The 18,264-nt window shown below is 54.0% G+C and carries 14 protein-coding genes; 2 read left to right on the top strand and 12 right to left on the bottom strand.

Features of this window, described 5'->3' with window-relative positions:
* Positions 1-30 precede the first annotated feature (30 nt).
* Complete coding sequence (locus tag ACO2Q8_RS12610) at positions 31-930, top strand: hypothetical protein (protein WP_423345171.1); 900 nt, start codon at positions 31-33, stop codon at positions 928-930.
* A gap of 37 nt (positions 931-967) precedes the next feature.
* On the opposite strand, the gene lpdA is transcribed toward ACO2Q8_RS12610, so the two are convergent.
* Positions 968-2,371 (bottom strand): dihydrolipoyl dehydrogenase, encoded by a 1,404-nt coding sequence (gene lpdA, locus ACO2Q8_RS12605; protein WP_423345170.1) that lies wholly within the window; start codon positions 2,369-2,371, stop codon positions 968-970.
* 21 nt (positions 2,372-2,392) lie between these two features.
* Positions 2,393-3,247: a helix-turn-helix domain-containing protein gene (locus ACO2Q8_RS12600; protein ID WP_423345169.1), complete on the bottom strand. Its 855-nt coding sequence runs from the start codon at positions 3,245-3,247 to the stop codon at positions 2,393-2,395.
* 290 nt (positions 3,248-3,537) lie between these two features.
* Here ACO2Q8_RS12600 and ACO2Q8_RS12595 point away from each other — a divergent pair, with 290 nt between their 5' ends.
* The gene (locus ACO2Q8_RS12595) at positions 3,538-5,994 is read left to right on the top strand and encodes a sigma 54-interacting transcriptional regulator (RefSeq protein ID WP_423345168.1); all 2,457 of its coding nucleotides are present in this window, start codon (positions 3,538-3,540) and stop codon (positions 5,992-5,994) included.
* On the opposite strand, the gene ACO2Q8_RS12590 is transcribed toward ACO2Q8_RS12595, so the two are convergent.
* The 10 genes from ACO2Q8_RS12590 to ACO2Q8_RS12545 form a co-directional block, all read right to left on the bottom strand.
* Entirely contained in the window at positions 5,978-8,275 is a 2,298-nt protein-coding gene (locus ACO2Q8_RS12590; protein ID WP_423345167.1) for a histidine kinase dimerization/phosphoacceptor domain -containing protein, read from the bottom strand. The two genes, ACO2Q8_RS12595 and ACO2Q8_RS12590, sit on opposite strands and share 17 nt — an antisense overlap.
* A gap of 35 nt (positions 8,276-8,310) precedes the next feature.
* Complete coding sequence (locus tag ACO2Q8_RS12585) at positions 8,311-10,590, bottom strand: tetratricopeptide repeat-containing sensor histidine kinase (protein WP_423345166.1); 2,280 nt, start codon at positions 10,588-10,590, stop codon at positions 8,311-8,313.
* Between the two features lie 248 nt (positions 10,591-10,838).
* Complete coding sequence (locus ACO2Q8_RS12580) at positions 10,839-11,801, bottom strand: MBL fold metallo-hydrolase (protein WP_423345165.1); 963 nt, start codon at positions 11,799-11,801, stop codon at positions 10,839-10,841.
* Positions 11,802-11,866: 65 nt separating this feature from the next.
* Entirely contained in the window at positions 11,867-12,859 is a 993-nt protein-coding gene (locus ACO2Q8_RS12575; protein ID WP_423345164.1) for an alpha/beta hydrolase, read from the bottom strand.
* A gap of 64 nt (positions 12,860-12,923) precedes the next feature.
* Positions 12,924-13,727, bottom strand: a complete 804-nt coding sequence (locus tag ACO2Q8_RS12570; protein WP_423345163.1) for an alpha/beta fold hydrolase — start codon at positions 13,725-13,727, stop codon at positions 12,924-12,926.
* Positions 13,728-13,777: 50 nt separating this feature from the next.
* The gene (locus tag ACO2Q8_RS12565; RefSeq protein ID WP_423345162.1) at positions 13,778-14,590 is read right to left on the bottom strand and encodes an alpha/beta hydrolase; all 813 of its coding nucleotides are present in this window, start codon (positions 14,588-14,590) and stop codon (positions 13,778-13,780) included.
* Positions 14,591-14,712: 122 nt separating this feature from the next.
* The gene (locus ACO2Q8_RS12560; RefSeq protein ID WP_423345161.1) at positions 14,713-15,384 is read right to left on the bottom strand and encodes a YoaK family protein; all 672 of its coding nucleotides are present in this window, start codon (positions 15,382-15,384) and stop codon (positions 14,713-14,715) included.
* 5 nt (positions 15,385-15,389) lie between these two features.
* Positions 15,390-15,863 (bottom strand): Dps family protein, encoded by a 474-nt coding sequence (locus tag ACO2Q8_RS12555; RefSeq protein ID WP_423345160.1) that lies wholly within the window; start codon positions 15,861-15,863, stop codon positions 15,390-15,392.
* 11 nt (positions 15,864-15,874) lie between these two features.
* Positions 15,875-16,321 carry a DoxX family protein gene (locus ACO2Q8_RS12550; RefSeq protein ID WP_423345159.1) on the bottom strand — a complete coding sequence of 149 codons (447 nt, stop codon included), beginning with the start codon at positions 16,319-16,321 and terminating at the stop codon, positions 15,875-15,877.
* Positions 16,322-16,344: 23 nt separating this feature from the next.
* A complete protein-coding gene (locus tag ACO2Q8_RS12545) occupies positions 16,345-18,228 on the bottom strand; it encodes an amidohydrolase (RefSeq protein WP_423345158.1) in 1,884 nt (627 codons plus the stop codon).
* Positions 18,229-18,264: the final 36 nt, after the last annotated feature.

The following is an 18,264-nucleotide window of genomic DNA, read 5'->3' as shown; positions in this document are numbered from 1 at the left end:
ATAAATTCCCTCCTAACTCCCTGATCGGGTATGAACTGTTTACGAACGGCCTTTGCGCTGGTCCTGGTTTTCGCTGGTTCGCTCCTGGCGCAACCAACAACCCCGATGTATCTGAATCAGAAACCACCCGGTATGGTTCCGGTTGTCTTCGCCCCGGATCTGGTTTCTCTGAAAGATCATTACGAATACGGGTCGGTTTTTTCGAAAGATGGGAAGGAGTTCTACTATGCGGTGATCATCAATAAAAAACCGCAGATTCGGTGCATCCGGTTTGAGCAAAACGCCTGGACAGCGCCGAAAACCGTCATCGGCAGCGACAAATACGAGTACAATGACCCCTTCCTGTCGCCGGATGAAAAGCGGTTGTATTTCATTTCGGACCGAGCGGTCGACGGGAAGGGCGAAAAGAAAGATTTTGACATCTGGTACATCGAGCGGACCAAAGACGGGTGGTCGAACGAGCCGATCACTGCCGGACCAGCCATCAATACCGACAAGAACGAGTACTATATGTCCTTTACGAAAACCGGCACGATGTACTTTTCATCGAACGGCGGCACGAACGCGACAACCGACAAGAATTACGACATCCGGTTTTCTCCGTACGCCGGGGGAAAATTCCAGCCGGGCCGGAAAGTAGCAGACGCCGTGAACACCGAACATTACGAAGCCGATGTCTTTGTATCGCCGGATGAGAACTACATTATTTTCTGCGCCGAACGCCCGGATGGTCTGGGAGCCGGTGATCTGTACATCAGCTTCAAAAGCAAAACCGGTGCGTGGCAAAAAGCCAAAAATATGGGCAAGGTCATCAATACCGATTCTTACGAGTTCTGCCCCTTTGTGACCCCTGACGGAAAGTACCTCTTCTTTTCCCGAAGCGGAGATATTTTTTGGGTGGATGCTGCGGTTATCAATTCGCTCCGGTGAACCTGAGTGCATGTCAAGGCCTTCTTATTCCGGCTTCTCAGATATTAATAGCTCCCTGGCCTGACGCCTGTAAATACGCATCTTTCATCGCTTCCGAATATGTGGGATGAGCGTACGAAATTCGGCCGAGTCCCTGATCCGTAAGCTCAAACTCCTGGGCAATAACCGCTTGCCCAATGACATCAGCGGCTCGTGGACCAAAAATGTGTACGCCCAAAACTTCGCCATACTTCGGGTCCGTGAGCACCTTCACAAATCCCTCCGTATCCATCGCGGCTCTCGCCCGTGCACTGGCCGAATAAGGAAATTTACCGAGGTGATAGACAATCCCCTTTTCGTTTAATTGTTCTTCCGTATAGCCCACCGAAGCTACTTCCGGCCACGTATACACAACATTGGGAATCCGCTCATACTGAAGGTGCAGTTTTTGCCCGTTAATTACCTCGGCAACGAAGCTGCCTTCATCTTCGGCCTTGTGGGCAAGCATGGGGCCCGCAACTACATCACCAATGGCATAGATGGTGGATACAGATGTCTGCAAAAACGCATTGACGGGAATTTTCCCATTCTTTTCCACGCGCAAACCGATGGCTTCCAGCTTAAGCCCTTCCGTATACGCTTTTCGTCCAACAGCCACGACACAGTAATCCGCCTGAAGTTCCTGCTGTTGACCTGCCTGATCCTGAAATGTGACAACGGCTTTATCAGCTCGTGGAGTTGCAGCCATCACCCGGCTTCCCAGTAGAATTGTAATCTTCAATCGAGTCAAGGACCGGGCCAGCGCCTTACCCAATTCCCTGTCCATCAATGGGATCAGTGAGTTCGCGTATTCAATGATGGTCACTTCAGTTCCTAAACGAGCATAAACGGATGCCAACTCCACCCCGATGACACCACCGCCTATGATTACCAGCTTCCTGGGTTGTTGCCCGAGTGAGAGAAGTTCGGTAGAGGTAATGACTCGCTTTTTGTCGATGAGTATACCGGGCAAGGTCGATGGTTTGGAGCCGGTTGCGATGATAAAATACCGGCTTTTCAAAACCGTATTCTGCTCATTGCTAACAACTTGCAGTGTTGTCGTATCTACGAAGCTGCCCGTTCCGTGGAAGACAGTAATCTTATTTTTTCTCATCAAATACACTAAGCCTGCCGTATTCTGCGCCACCACTTCCCGTTTTCGTTTCATGAACTGATCAAAATTCAGACTGATTGGTCCGACGTCAATACCGTGCGCCTGGAATTGGTGCATGGCCTGGTAGAAATGTTCGGAGCTATCCAACAGGGCTTTAGACGGAATACATCCGACATTGGTACACGTGCCGCCCAAGGTGGCATATTTCTCAATAATCGCAACCCGATACCCCAACTGGGCCGATCGAATGGCAGCCGTGTAGCCGCCTGGCCCCGAGCCAATTACAACAATATCAAAGCTGGTTTCCATAAAAAAGCGGTTTTAGAGGAATCAATTCACGACGACCGAAGCTGCGGTTACACCCCGGCGATACCCCATGGGTGCCTGCCGGTAATACCGTTTGAAGAGTTTGTTCAGGTGACAGATGTCGGTGAAACCAAATTCGTCGGCAATCTGGGAAACCGTCAGCGTACTCAGGCGCAGCCGTTTTTCGACCAGTTTGAGTTTATATTGGATGATGTATTGCTGAAGCGATGCGCCCACCTGCTGTTTAAACAGCGTGCTGAGGTGGCCCGGCGAATAATGAAACACCTCGGCTAGCTGCTCGATGCGCAACTGATCCGGCTCGGTAATATGCTGGCCGATGTGGGCTACAAGGGCCTGGATCAGATCGTTGGATGGCTTCGCGGGCAGCGCCTTCAGTTGCGCCTGGGTCAGTTGGCGTTCGAGCAGATTCAACAAAGCCCCCATCAGGGAAGCCATCACGGGCGAATGAGGGCTGCGCTCGGTCAGAATGATTGTTAGTAACGCGTCCAGGTGCTGCTGATCGGCCGGGTTGGTGATCAGGCTCCCCGTGAGGCCCTGCGTTGTATACAGGCTGGCATTCCGAATATGCTTCCAGATTGTATGGCGGGTGTTGAGCAGCCCCGCTAGATACGACTCGGTGAAGGATAACAAACAGAACTGACTTTTCTGTTCAATGCAAAAGCAGTGGTGGTCCGCAGGCCCCAGCAGGAAAATATCACCGGCCGAATACGAAAACCGGTTTCCGTTGATGGTGTGAAAACCGCTGCCCCGCCGAACGACGATGAGTTCGTAGAAGTCGTGGGTGTGCATGGGAACCGCCCATTGCGTCGTTTCAAGTTGCTGGATCAGCAGCGGTTCGAATTGGATATGGCGTTTCATGGGAGAGGGTGTACAGGAGATGAATAAGTAGTCATTCAATCCCTTGCGAATGAAGTGCCATCGCTTTACTTACGATTCTATCAGCCACATAAACCCATGACTGTCAATAATTTAAGTAAATTATTAAAAGAAGACGTTGTGGTTATCGGCTCCATTATTACGGACACCCTCCAACATATTGGAGGTTAATTTCTGGAGTTACACAACTGAGTAGGATATGCGTATCTTTGGCTACGTCCGGAATGACCTGATGAGCAAGCGGGTTGCCTGACCGCGAACCCTGTTCCCCGATGAAGACCCCGGAAGAAATGTCCGTCAAAGATGAGCCGATTCCCTCCCCGACCTTGCTGATTGTCGAGGACGAGTTTATGATTGCCAACGACCTCCGGCGAATTCTGGAAAAAGCGGGTTACCGGATTGTGGGGCTGGCGGGTTCCGTTCCGGAAGCGATGGAAATCGTTGAACAACACCAGCCTGACATTATTCTGCTGGATATTTTTCTGGATGGCGACCAAACCGGCCTCGATCTGGCTCACTGGCTCCGCGAGCGCAATACGCCCTTCGTCTACCTCTCGGCGAATCTGACAGACCGGGTTTTGACGGAAGCCAAGCAAACCCAGCCCTTCGGCTTTCTGACCAAGCCGTTTCGCGAGAAAGATGTGCTGACCACGCTGGAAATTGCCCGCTACCGGCATGCCCACGGTGAAGAAGCCAAATCACGGAAACAAAAGGCCCTGCAAATCGCCGTCAACAACGCCATCGTTACGCTTCAGGACCGCGAACAACTTTGCCGGGCCATTGCCGACCAGATCAATTCGCTGGTGCCCTTCTCCTTTTTCAACCTTCGCATCGTTCGGCCCGAAGAAGGGTCCGGGTACTGGCTGATGCTCCGGCGAACCGGTCCGGCCACGTTCGAACGACTCAACCTGACGACCCTGCTGCAACGCGAACTGGAGCAGGAAGAGATCGAGAAACTGGAGCATGAGTCCGTGAGTCAACTGGCCGAACCGGCCGGAATTTTTACCGGTCCGGACCTGGATCGCCTGTGTGACCGTTACCAGACGGTGCGCTCCTGCTACGATCATCTGGGCGTCCGCTCCCTGGCGATTTTTCCCATTCACCTCAACCAGCAGGTGTCCGCTTACCTGATTCTGGCCAATACCCGGGCGGATAGCTTTACGCAGAAAGACTACGAGTTGGTGAGCCTGATTATTCCGCAGATTGCCCTGGCACTGACCAATTTGCTGGCTTATGAAGAGCTGGACGCCCATCGGCTGATCAAAACGACCGAGTTGGCCATTGTCACGGCCTTTCGAAACGGAAAGAACCTGACGGAAAGCATCCCCCAGGTGGCCCAGGCGCTAAATAAGCTGTTGCCGTTTGATTGGCTGGTCCTGGGTCAGCCGGACAAAACCGCACCGGAGCTGGAAATGATCGTTCAGAAAAAGGACAATGCGTTCGAGTTGATCACCGATCCGGCTCTTCTGAAATGGGCATTGGTCGAAAACGTAGCAGACGATGAGTCGGAACAATCCAATTGGGCCGGGACAACGCGGGGCATTAAATCGTCGGTGCAGGTTCCGGTCTTCATAAAAGGTCAGTCGCCCGTCCGGTTGGTACTCCTTAGCCAGGCTGCGTATGCGTATACCGCCAAAGACCACCGGATTTTGCAGGAAATTAGCCAGCAGTTGGCCATGGCCGTGGAAAACAGCCTGGCCTACGTGCAGATCAAAGACCTCAGTGAGCGACTGGAACAGGAGAAGACGTACCTGACCGAAGAAATCAAAACCGGCGCGAATTTCGAAGAAATGATTGGGAACAGCCCGGCCATGACTGCCGTTTTTAAAAGCATCAGCCAGGTTGCCCCGACCGATTCAACGGTGCTCATCCTGGGCGAAACCGGCACCGGCAAAGAACTCATTGCGCGGGCTGTACACACGCTCTCCGGCCGCAAAAAGCGGGCTATGGTCAAAGTGAATTGCGCGGCCCTGCCCACCCAGTTGATTGAATCCGAACTGTTCGGTCACGAACGGGGCAGCTTTACGGGAGCGACTGAAAAGCGAATCGGGAAATTTGAGCTGGCCGACGGCGGCACCATCTTTCTGGACGAAATCGGCGAACTGCCCCTGGAATTACAAAGTAAACTGCTGCGGGTTATTCAGGAAAAAGAAATTGAGCGTCTGGGCGGAAAAGGACCGATCAAAATTAATGTGCGAATCATTGCAGCTACCAACCGGAATCTGGAGGAAGAAGTGGCCGCCAATCAGTTCCGTCCGGACCTGTACTACCGCCTGAATGTCTTCCCGATTCAGTTGCCGCCGTTGCGCGAACGAACGGAAGACCTGCTCCCGCTCTCGCTGCATTTCCTGCAAAAACTAGGCAAGAAGTTGGGAAAACCGCTGACCGGAATTGCCAATTCATCCCTGCAACAGATGCGAAAGTATGGGTGGCCGGGCAACATCCGGGAACTGGAGCATGTCCTGGAACGGGCGGCCATCCTGTCGAAAACGACTACGCTGGAAATTACAGAACCGCTGCAATCGGCGTTCATGCTTTCAAAAACCGCAAACACGCCTTCTCCCCTCGTGGAGCCCTTGCAGGATACGATGCGGGCGGCTATTCTGGCCGCGCTGGCCCAATCCGGCAACCGCATCCGGGGGCAGGGCGGAGCGGCCGAACTGCTCAACATCAAACCCACGACCCTGGAAGCGCGCATGAAAAAACTGAACATCAATCCGCGTTCTTAGCCGACTGCAAAACCGTTCGGGCGGTTTTCGCGGCAGTATTGAATTGCAAGCTGATTTCCAGGCCGTTGCACTGGGTGATGTCCAGCGTTCCCCGGATCTGTTTGCTCAGGCCCCGGATCATCGTCAAGCCCAGCGTGTTGCTGCGCGTGGCATCGAAACCGGCGGGCAGACCAACGCCGTCGTCGCTGATGATCAACTGGTAGCGTTGCTCCTCCCCACAACTCAGCCGAACGGCCACCGTACCCGGGCGGTTTTCCGGGAAGGCATACTTCAAGGAGTTCGTGACCGCTTCGTTGATTATTAACCCCAGCGGAGTCGCCAGCGAAACATCGAAGTGAACATCCGGAACCGTGATCTGAGGATGAATGGTCTGAAACCGGTCGAAAGACTCGATCAGGTAATCGACAATCTCGTGAACGTACTCGTTCATGTTGATCTGGCCCAAATTGTCGGACATGTAGAGTTTCTGGTGGATCAGGGCCATGACCTGCACACGGTTCTGGCTTTCGCGGATGGCCGAAAGGGCCGTCGGGTCGTTGAGAAAGTCGAACTGGGAGTTGAGCATGCTGGAGATGACCTGCAGGTTGTTCTTGACCCGGTGGTGAATCTCCTTGAGCATCCACTCCCGCTCTTCCAGAAGCTGTTCTTTCTCGCTGAGCACCTGCTGCAACGACTGGTTTTTCTGGTCGATGAGCCGTTGTTTGGCTTCCAGTTGCCGGTTGGTACGCTGTTTCAGCCGGTAGCGATTGTAGGTCAATCCCAGCAAAAGCATCAGCAAAACCGCTCCGGTAATAGCAAAATTCTGAGTGGCCTGTTGTGCGGCATTTTTACTGGTCAGCAGTTGAATATTTTTTTCATTGACTTTCAGTCGTTTATCCTTCTTTTCGGTTTCGTACGCAATCTGAATTTTGGCAATCTCTTTGTTTTTGGTTTCGGTTAAAACGGAATCCTTGAAAGCGGTATAACGTCGGAAGTGGACAATCGCCGAACGGTAATCTGATTGGGCCGAATCCAGTTTAAACCAGTAATAGTGCGATAGAGCAATTAATTCCTTGACCCCGGATTGCTTAGCCCATTCATTATATTCAGTGATTAAGGGACGAACCTGATGAAATTGCCGCGTATCGATGTAAAAATGAATGGCTCCGGGGTATAAAAAAGGCAGGTTGGGTTCTTCTTTTTTATTCTGTTCTGTAATAAGCTGCTGAAATTGATTACAATACTTCTTTGCCTGAGCGTATTGACGGAGCATCCGGTAATTTTCGATGAAATAACTGGCAGCCCGGACGCGGTTATACAGATCGGTATGCGGATATCGGTTGGATAAATCGACAAGCAGGTCTAGCGAATTCTGGTATTGGTTTGTACGGAAATAAGCACCCGCCAGATTGAGTCCAACTGTCCAGATGGCATTTACATCATTATGGCGAAGCGCAATCGGCAGCGATTTTTTGTAATACGTTATAGCGGTTTCATACTCTTTGATATAATAATGGGTGCGGCCAAGGCGGTTATAAATGGTGCACAACTGAAGCGTTGTATCCTTGCGCAATTCGGCCGTTTTGACCGCTAATAACCCATAGCTAATGGCGGCTTTAAAATCGTTTACTTCAGTACTAACATGCCCTAACAGGTCGTATAAACCCTGTAAATCTTTGTGTCCGATTTTTTGATAAATCGTCAGGGCCTGCTTCAGCAAGGCTAAAGCCCGGGCATGCTCCCAAAGTAACTGATAGAAATCGCCTAGTTCCTTTAACGTTACTGCCTGTCGTTCCAGATTGCCAACTTGCTGAAACAGTCGCAAAGCAGATTCATACTGCTTGACCTTTTGCCTCAACTCTTCGTTTGAATTACCAAACGTATTCCCCATTTCCATGTAAGCCGCAGCCAGTTCGGCGCTATGATGGTTTTTTACAAAACGGTTTATGGCAGTTTGCCCAAACCGGCGGGCTTGCTGCACCTCTCCCTTCTCCCGGTAAGCCTGCGCCCCGATCAAATAAGCGTTTCCTTCGCCTTTGGTAAAGTGAAAATACCGGCTGATCGAATAGCCCTGCCGCACCAGCAACAGCGCCGTGTCCAGATCAGCCGCCCGTTCACCCGGTTTCATGATGTAACTGCGGGCCAGTTCCAGCAGCAGCTTGGCGCGGTTGGTGTCGGGACGGCTCTGTTTCAACAACACCTTCAGGCTATCGATGGAATGTGCCTGCGGTTGAGCTAGTACACCAGCCAGCGGAGTCAACAACACTCCGACAAAGAACAGGAAACGGAACAAGTGGTGCATAGGAGACGACAAGTTAGCGTAAAACATCGTCAAGGCTAAATGTGAGCGGATTGCTGAGCGGTTTTAGCCGTTTTTTTCACTAAATCAAATTGCAGGCTGATTTCCAAGCCATTGCACTGGGTGATGTCCAGCGTCCCCCGAATCTGTTTGCTCAGCCCCCGAATCATCGTCAAACCCAGCGTGTTACTGCGCGTGGCATCAAAACCGGCGGGCAGGCCAACCCCATCGTCGCTGATGACCAACTGATAGCGTTGCCCTTCCCCGCTGCTCAGCCGCACGGCCACCGTGCCCGGACGGTTTTCCGGGAAGGCATACTTGAGCGAATTGGTCACCGCTTCGTTGATGATCAACCCCAGTGGCGTCGCCAGCGAGACATCCAGTTCCAGGGGAGCAATCTCGCACCGGGTACGCACCGTATGCTCCCGGTCGAAGGATTCAATCAGGTAATCGACAATCTCGTGAATGTATTGCTGCATGTCGATCCGGGCCAGGTTGTCCGACTGGTACAGCTTCTGGTGGATCAGGGCCATGACCTGTACCCGGTTCTGGCTCTCGCGGATGGCCGAAAGCGCAGTGGAATCTTTCAGAAAGTCAAACTGGGCGTTGAGCATGCTGGAGATGACCTGCAGGTTGTTCTTGACCCGGTGGTGAATCTCCTTAAGCATCCATTCCCGCTCTTCCAGCAGTTGTTGCAGGGATTCGTTTTTCTGGTCGATCAGGAGTTGCTTGGCTTCGAGTTGCTGGTTGCTGCGCTGTTTCAGCCGGTACCGGTTGTAGATCATTCCCAGCAGCCCCGCCAGCAAAACGGCTCCCGCAACCGTCACATTGCGCGTGGTTTGAGCGCTCCTGATCCGGGCCTGGCTCAGGCTTTTATCTTTCTGCAACAACTTGATTTCCTGCTCTTTCTTAGCGGTTTTGTACTGAAGATTGAGGCTGGCGATCTGCTGACTTCTGGTCTGATTAAAAACCGAATCGTTCAGAGCCTTGTAACGCTGGTAGTGGCGAATGGCCATCGGAAACTTCCCCTGTGCCGAATCGACTTTGAACATCATCAAATGTACCTGAGCAGTTTTCAACGAGGTTTCGCCCACCTGATAGGTAAAGCGGAGGGCTTTATTCAGAAAATCACGGGCCTGTTCATACTGCCGGGTAGCAATGTAGAGGTTACCCAGCGCCAGGTAGACATTCGCCTGGTCGGACTTTTCCCGGACACGGAGCATTTCCTGGTAATACGTCTCCGCCCGCGCATACTGCCTGAGAGCCAGGTAACAATCCCCTCCGATTTCGCCAGCGATCCCTTTGTAAAGATCATCGGCAGGAGGAAACTCCTTTTGAATCTGCCGGAAAAAACGCAGTGCCTGTTCGGGTTTGTTTTGAGCAATCAGGTTTTTACAGAGGTAGCCGGTAGCCCGCCAGACATCAAAGGTATTCTTTAGCGTCTTGGCCCGCTCCAATCCGATCCGGAAGTATTGATTCGATTCGTCCAATTGAGTAAGATCCAGGTAGCTTACCCCCAACTTCCAGTGAAAGTAATCGATGGCACTTGTGTCCGCACAAGCTTTGGCGTTATCCAGGGCCAGCAATCCATAGGAAAGGGCTTCTTTGTAAAACCCCATCGACCGATACACCGAACCCATCAGGTCATACGTATAATGCAGCTTCCGGTAGCCGATGGAGCGGTAAATGGCCAGCGCCTGAAGGAGTTTATTCAGCGATTCGGCGGGTTTTCCCTCCCAGAGGTTCACATCGGCGTTGAATTTAAGAATGTATGCTTCTTTCCGCCGGTCGTGGGTCTGCTGGTAAAGCACCCGCGCTCGTTGCAGGCATCGATTCTTTCCCGGATAGCCCGCTTCGTCCCACGGGAACGTTGCGCTGTAGTACAACCAGTTTTCCGCTTCCAGGTGTCGGTAGCCCATCTTCTGGCAAAGGGCAATGGACTTCTCGAACGGTATTTTGGCGGCTGGTCCCTGGCCGGTGATCACCAGCAAACGCCCCTTCATATGCAGGTGCCGGACCCGGCCTTCGGCATAGTGCAGTGCGGTATTTATTGTCTCTATTTCTTTTAAGTACTGCTCAATCTGCTTCTTATGGTCATAAAGGTGCTTAAAATCATTGAGGTAATGTTCGCACAGGAGCAGCAGCAGGTTGACCCGGTTGGTGTCGGGTTGACTCCGTCGAAGGAGCGTCTGTAAACTATCCACCGCAGCGGAAGGCAACGGCATGTCCGGCTCTTCGGCTTTAAGCGGATAGCCGACGGTCATGAGCAACAGAAAGCACGGAATGGTATAGGTTGACAATCGAAAAAAAAGATTCATTCGAATGCGGTTTTCGGAAATAGGCGGTTAATCAACACGTAAAGCAGTGCCTGAAACAGGACTGCTCTACGGAACTTGCGTACGGTGTGGATCGGCTTTTTTCTTAAAGATACCTTAATAATCAATTGTTAGTCAACTTGTTAATCACTTTTATTTCATTCCTGAACACAGGTTAACCCATGCATACCGGCCCGGGAAGAATGTGCTAAAAAAACCGCCCGGTTTTTTCGCCGGATTACGGCCCCGCATCACCCACCCTGTGCCCGTTGCCCCCCGACCCAAAACCACGCGACCACCAGCCCAACCAGAATCGTCAGTCCAACGACGCGCGGGAGGTAATAGGACGTGGGCGACGGCATCGAGACGATTCCGTCTTCATCGGTGATAGCCGGTTGTTTGACGTACCGACCGCGCGAGGGAATGGACAGGCGCTCAAACTGTTGTCCGAGCCGGTTCAGACCTTCGGCCAGCTCAGGGCCGCGCACAGAGACACCATGCCCCGCACCCAGCGCTTGGGGCCTGAGTTCGGCCAGCCGCTGCACGGATTCGCGGGCCGCTTCCCAATCGCAGGTGAAGTAGGCCGGTGGCCCGTGAAACTCCTGCCGTTGGGTGGCCACCGACAAGCCCGAGTTTTGGTTGGTCGTGATCAGGGCGTCGCCCGCCAGCAGCGTCCGGTCTTTGGGCCGGAAGAGCGACAGGTGCCCCGGCGAATGACCCGGTGTGTGGATGATCTGCCAGCCCGGTAACTCCGGAATCACGCCATTGGCCGGAACCGGTCGGACATGCCCCCGAAAATCCGTTGGGCCAATCGGGTAAAGCCAGGAGATGGTCGAAAACAGCCCACCGCCAATGCCCGGATCAGGGGGTGGATAGCTCGCTTTTCCCTCCAGGTAAGGCAATTCCAGCGGATGGGCGTACACCGGAACCGGCCAGTCAGGCAGCAGATCCGCCAATGAACCAACGTGGTCGATGTGCCCGTGGGTCAGCACGATGGCATCCGGCCAGGTCCCGGCACCAAAGAGTTCTTCGGCTTTTTTCCGGATACGGCCCGCGTAGCCCGGAAGACCGGCATCCACCAGCACCCAGGGATTTCCGACACCCGGTTTTCCGATAAAAAAGACATTGACAAAGAATGTTTTGATACCGGCCACATCGGCTACTACATCATAGCGCGATCCGGGTCTTTCGTAACGGTTGGTCTGTGCTTCCATAAACAATTCGTTGAAATCCGGACGTGCATAAAGTACCCTCTACCCCTTGCCCTCTGCCCCATGCCCTACGCCAAAAACTTCCGCAACTCAGCCGCAGCCTGGGTAATGTGCGAGCGGGTGCCCGGGACATTGCTCAGCGGGTTGAGCAGCCCCCAGTCGTGAATCATTCCCTGGTAGCGCACCAGCGTGACGGCGACGCCCGCTTCGTCCAGCTTGCGGGCGTAGGCTTCACCTTCATCACGCAGGACATCGTTCTCCGCCACCTGAACCAGCGTGGGCGGCAGGCCCTTCAATTGCTCGACGGTTGCCTGCAAAGGCGCTGCGTAATACGACCGCCGGTCTTCCGGATTGGGCGTGTAATTGTCCCAGAACCAGATCATCATGTTGCGGGTCAGAAACCGGTCGGTCGAGAATTGCTGGTAGGAAACCGTCTCGAAGTTGGCGTCCGTAACGGGCCAAAGCAGCACCTGCAAGCTGATTTTTGGCCCCTGCTTCTCGTTCGCCATCAGGGCCACGGCAGCCGTCAAATTGCCCCCGGCGCTGTTGCCGACCACGGCCAGCCGGGAACCATCCACATTCAGTTCAGCACTATTTTCGGCAACCCATTTGGTGGCGGCATACGCTTCATTGAGCGCCGTCGGAAACCGGGCTTCCGGCGAGCGGGTGTAGTTGACAAAAACCGCCACGGCACCCGACTCCACGACTAGATCGCGCACCAGCCGCTGGTGGGTCGGGAAGTCGCCCAACACCCAGCCTCCGCCGTGGAAGAACATAAAAACGGGCAAAGTGCCGGTGACGCCCGCCGGACGAACAATGTCCAGATCGATCGATAAACCGTCCTGAAGAATGGTCTGTTGGGCGAAATAGACGCCGGACAAATCCACTTCCACGGACTTTTGCGCGCCTTCCAACACGTGCCGGGCTTCGGCGGGACTCAGTTGCTCCATCGGTTTTCCGCCACCGCGGTTGAGCATGTTCAAAAACGCCTTGGTGCGGCTTTCAATGGCCGGATCGGTGGCCGGATTAATGGGTTCGATGGCGGGAATAACCTGTTCCATGCTATAGATTGAAAAAAGTGGGAAATGGCCTAATGTTGAGTCAAGGTTTGAAAACCGGGTAGGATCAGTTGATCTCCTTGAGAATGCTCACCAGTTCGTCGGGTTTGGCCCAATAGGGGCTGTGGCTCGTGTTCATCGTGAAGACTTTCACGACTTTTCCCGCGTAGGCATCCAGCATACGCTGTTGCAGGGCTGGCGTAACCCCCTCGTCTTTCAGGGTTTTGATGTAGTATTTGGGGATCTTGCCGAAGTTCGCTTCGGTCAACGTGACTTTGGCTCCAAAAACCGCCAGCGGTTCGGGCCGGGTTTTGGCCACGACCTTCTGAATTTCGGCTGAGGCATCGACGGCAAACACCTGCACCAGCACATTCGGGGGTAAAGAAGCCGTCACGCCACCCGCTTCGGGGTGCAGGTTTTTACCAATCAGGCTCTCGGTATCGGACGACGCCAGTTCGTACAGGGTCTGGTCACTTTTTGGCAGGAAAGCACACAAATAGACCAGCTTCTCAATTTTGGCCGGAATTTTCTCGGCGACGCCCGTCACCACCATCCCGCCCATGCTGTGGCCCAGCAAAACGACCTTGCCCGGAATGGCATTGATTTTCTCGATTACCGTGTTGACGTACAGATCATAGCTGGCTTTCTCAACGGGCGTTTGATCGTCACCGTGGGCGGGTAAACTAAACGCAACGACGCCGTAGCCTTCTTTTTCGAGTTTGGGTTTGATCAGGTGCCAGGCATACGCATCGGCAAAGGTGCCGTGCACAAACACGAAGGTCGGCTTGGCGGGCTCTGTGGATGGGCGGTCGTCGCAGGAAACCGCCAGAAAAGGACAAGCCAGGACCAGGAGAAGCAGTAAAAGTTTCATAGTACAGATGTGGTTATGGATAAAAAATGAACTTGAATTCGTGAGCCGGTTTAAACCCGGACGGCCTTGTCGACCAGCACTTTCGTATTGAGCCAGTCCAGAATGTAATCCGCGTCTTCCTGCCAGGTTGGAAGCCCCAGGACATAGTGATTACGGCCCGAAAAAAGCTTGTAGTCCAGCACGGAGCCGTTAAATTCGTAGGCCCGGTAATTGCGGATGTTGAGGTGGGCGGGCGTAATGTGATCCAGATCCCCCGCCGTCAGCAACAAGGGTGCGTGCGGTTTGGCGTAATCCACTTTGGCCACATTCGTGAGGGCGCCCCTCGCCACGGTTTTCGATTCCGGAATGATGTAGGTTTCGTAGGAGGCTTCCTGCTCGTCGAGTGGCATGCCGTTTACGAACGCGTACTGCCAGTCTTCGAACGACATCAGATAGGTTTCTTCCAAATCGGTGAAGATGCCCAATGATTTCCAGCCTGCTTTCAAAAACGAAAATTCGTACGGAAACACCCCCAGGGGCGGAATGGAGTGAATGGCCACACCGGCAGCCGCCAGATCCCGGTTTACCATAATCTGTGTCAGCATTCCACCGTAGGAATGTCCTATGACGATGGGCTTCTCGGGCAGCTTGGTGATGAAGTCCACGTAATGGTCGACCAGTTCGGCTAACGTCAGCAGGGCCAGCTTGGTGTCGTTTGGCTGACGCGCCCGGAGTTCCGCAGCCGGAGCATCCTTGTAAGGCCAGGGCGGTGCATGCGTCGTGAAGCCTTTGCTTTCAAAATACGTCCGCCAATTGTCCCAGCAGGTATGGCTGACAAAAGCGCCGGTAATGAACACGACGGTTCTTGAATTGGAAGTTTTCATACAGGTATGTTTGTAAAAATCGTGGAAAAGCAACAGAACAAAGGTCGTCCGGACGTACAGAGATTTACCGGTAAAAATCGACGGGAATGTGGTACGAATCCGGGAAAAACTGGATCATGAAATCAAGGGTTAGGCCGAAGCAGAACGGGCCTGAAAAAGAAACCAACCAACAGCAAGCCCGGCAGGACCACCACGCCCAAACCCAGCCCTTGTGCCGCGAACGCTCCCAGAAGGCAACCCGCCAAAAAGCCCAGAATCAGCACGATCTGCCGGTTCAGGCTTTCCCGTTTGGCCACCGAATCGACCTGTAAAATCAGGTCGATGCTATCCAGGGCTGCCTGCGTCACGTTGCCCGTCATGACGGTTGACGGTCCGTAAGTCTCCCGGCTGTACAGTTTCCCAAAGGTGTTTTGCAGCCCCATCGCAAAAACGATCTGTAGCGTAATCAGCGGCAGCATCCAGGCAACGTCCGTTGAATGGTCGGCCATAAAAGCCTGCATGCCGCTGCCAATGAGCAAAAAGCCTTCTAACCGCAGCAATCCGTAGGGCGTCGGTAGTTTCTGGTCGATCCAGCGCCCGATCATTACGGCCAGCACAAAAACCGGGAAGGTCAGCAGTTTCAGCCAGGCCTGGGTCTCCGACCGGTTGACCAGATCGTAGGCCAGCACGATGAAGTTGCCGGTTACGTGGGCGGAAAAGACTTCATCGGCAGCAATGAACGTAACCGTATCACAAAAACCGGCCACAAACGTGAGCAGGAAACTAACATACCGGACGGAGAGAACGGGTTGCATAGCCGTCAGCGTCGATGCGCCCGCAGCATCCAGGCCATCTTTTCGTGCGTTTCCATCAACCCGGTGATAAAATCACTGGTTCCGAGGTCTTTCAGTTCCTCGGCAAAGCGATTGATGTTTTCCCGCAACCGAATGATCAGGCTTTCGTGATCGGCCAGCAATTCCCGGATGAAGCCCAGGCCGTCGTTGTTTTCGTGCAGGCGTTCGCTCAGGTGCGTCAGCGCCAGAAATTCTTTGAGCGTGGACGGCGCGTAATGGCCCAGCATCCGAACGCGTTCGGCTACATCGTCCAGAATTTCGTCCAGTTGTTCATACTGAGCCTCAAAAAACCGGTGCTTGTCGTAAAAATCGGGGCTTTCCACGTTCCAGTGCGCCCGGCGGGTTTTTACGTACAGAATAAATTCATCCGCCAGAACCGTGTTGAGGAACTGAGCGATCTGGCTAAGATTTTCTTCTTTAATGCCAATGTGTGGGGTCATCGTGCGTTCGGTTAAAAATGGTAAGATCGGTTGAGAATCGACCAGAGGTACTGATCGACGGAGCGGGTTCCGGCACCCAGGAGCAACAGGAGCAGAAAACAGAGCGTATACATGAACGGAATGTCCCGGACCTGGGGCGAGTCGTGCCGGTGGACCACGGCGTAGCCGATGGCAGTCACCCCAATGACAGGCAGCACCACCAGGCGGGTCGCTACTCCAGCCATGACCAGAAACGGAACGACGGTGTCCGAAACCGTCGCAACCAGGTTGTTGAGGGTAGGCGGCAAGCCCAGCGGGTTCGGAATCGATTCCGGTACGCCATTCGTTTTCCGAAGCTTTTTTAACCCGTGAACCCAGAGTAACTCAACGGCCAGCAGCACCCGGAAGCCCAGCAACGCCCAGTTGTTGAGTTCGCTGCCGACGTCCGAATACAAAACCGCTTTGATCAGATCATTCATAACGCTCATCGGTATACGCTTCGTTAAAAAGCAAAGCAGGAACAGCCCAACGCGCCCCAGAACGCCGTGTAATTGGAAACGGGAACGGTGCTTTTCCGCGCCAGATCATGCTGGTGACCATGTACCCCGCAACTGCCCACGCACTGGTGAATGGCAGGACTCGTTGCCTGCGGAGCCGACGAAACCGGAGTCAGCGTAACCGGTTGCCCGGCGGGTGAGTAATACCCATTATAGCGTTTAGTGGGCGACCAGTCGGGCAGCACCGGAATCGACGGGGGCGCAAACGAGGAGAAGTCTCCTTTAGCATACACAATCCTGCCGCCCAAAACCGTCAATTCGGCTTCAATCTGCTTAATTTCCTCCTCCTCCACGCTGAAATAGTCGCGGTCCAGCACGGCCAGATCGGCCAGCATCCCGGTTTTGATCATGCCTTTTTTGTCCTGTTCCGACGAAAACCAGGCGCTGCCCCGCGTGTAGAGTTCAAGCGCCGTTTCGCGGCTTAGGCGGGTTGTTTCGTTATAAATCTGTAAACCACCGACGGTTTTGCCCGCCGACAACCAGTACAGGGTCACCCACGGGTTGTAGCTGCTAACCCGCGTGGCATCTGATCCGGCGCCTACCGGAACGCCCATATCCAGCATCCGTTTGACCGGCGGGGTGTGCCGGGCGGCTTCGGCCCCGTAGCGGTCGGTGAAGTATTCGCCCTGAAAGGCCATGCGACTCTGGATGGCAATTCCCCCGCCCAGGGCTTTGACCCGCTCGATGTTGCGTTCGTCGATGGTTTCGGCATGATCGAAGATCCAGGGCAGGCCGTCGAACGGAATGTCCCGGTTTACTTTTTCAAAAACAGTCAAAAACCGGGTGATGCTTTCGTTGTAGGTCGCGTGCAGCCGGAACGGCCATCGGTGCTCGACCAACAATCGGATGACCCGTTCCAGTTCGGCCTCCATTGTTTCGGGCAAGTTGGGCCGGGGTTGCACAAAGTCCTCAAAGTCAGCCGCCGAAAACACCAGCATTTCGCCCGCTCCGTTATGCCGGTACAGGTCATCGCCCTGATGGAGTTGAACGCTTTTTGTCCATTGTTCAAAATCTTCGTACTCCTGTTTGGGCCGCTGCGTGAAGAGGTTATAGGCGATGCGAACGGTTAGCTGCTCGTTTTGGTGCAGGTCGTGAATCACCCGGTAATCGTCCGGGAAGTTCTGAAAACCGCCCCCCGCGTCGATCACGCTGGTGATGCCGAAGCGGTTCAATTCCTTCATGAAATGCCGGGTCGAGTTGACCTGATGCTCATACGAGAGTTTGGGGCCTTTCGCCAGGGTCGAATACAGAATCAGGGCATTGGGCGTCGCCAGAATCAGGCCGGTGGGCTCGCCCCTGGCGTCTTTCTGAATCTGGCCACCGGGCGGGGCCGGGGTGTCGCGGGTATAGCCAACGGCCCGCAAGGCCGCCCGGTTCAGGAAAGCCCGGTCGTAAAGATGCAGAATAAAAACCGGCGTATCGGGCGCGATGGCGTTTATTTCGTCGAGCGTCGGCAGGCGTCGTTCGGCAAACTGAAACTCGGTCCAGCCCCCGACCACGCGCACCCACTGCGGAGAGGGCGTACGGTCCACCTGTTCTTTCAGCATCCGGAGGGCATCGGCCAGCGACGGAACGCCATCCCAGCGCAGTTCGAGGTTGTAGTTCAGGCCGCCCCGGATCAGGTGCGTATGCGAATCGTTCAGGCCGGGAATGACCCGCTTCTTTTTCAGATCGATGCAGGTTGTCTGATCGGACGTGAACTGGATGACCGTGGCATCGTCGCCCACGGCCAGAAATTTGCCGTCGCGGATGGCCACCGCCGTGGCCTGCGGGTTTTGCCGATCCACGGTATGGATCAGGCCGTTGAAAAAAATCAAATCAGCTTTCATCGCTTGTTGTCAGTCAAAAGAGGATACCGTCAAAAA

Origin of the sequence: Larkinella sp. VNQ87 (assembly GCF_049445795.1) — a bacterium.
Classification (GTDB): Bacteria; Bacteroidota; Bacteroidia; order Cytophagales; family Spirosomataceae; genus Larkinella.
Note: the sequence above shows the minus strand (reverse complement) of the source record. Positions and strands in the feature narration are given on the sequence as shown.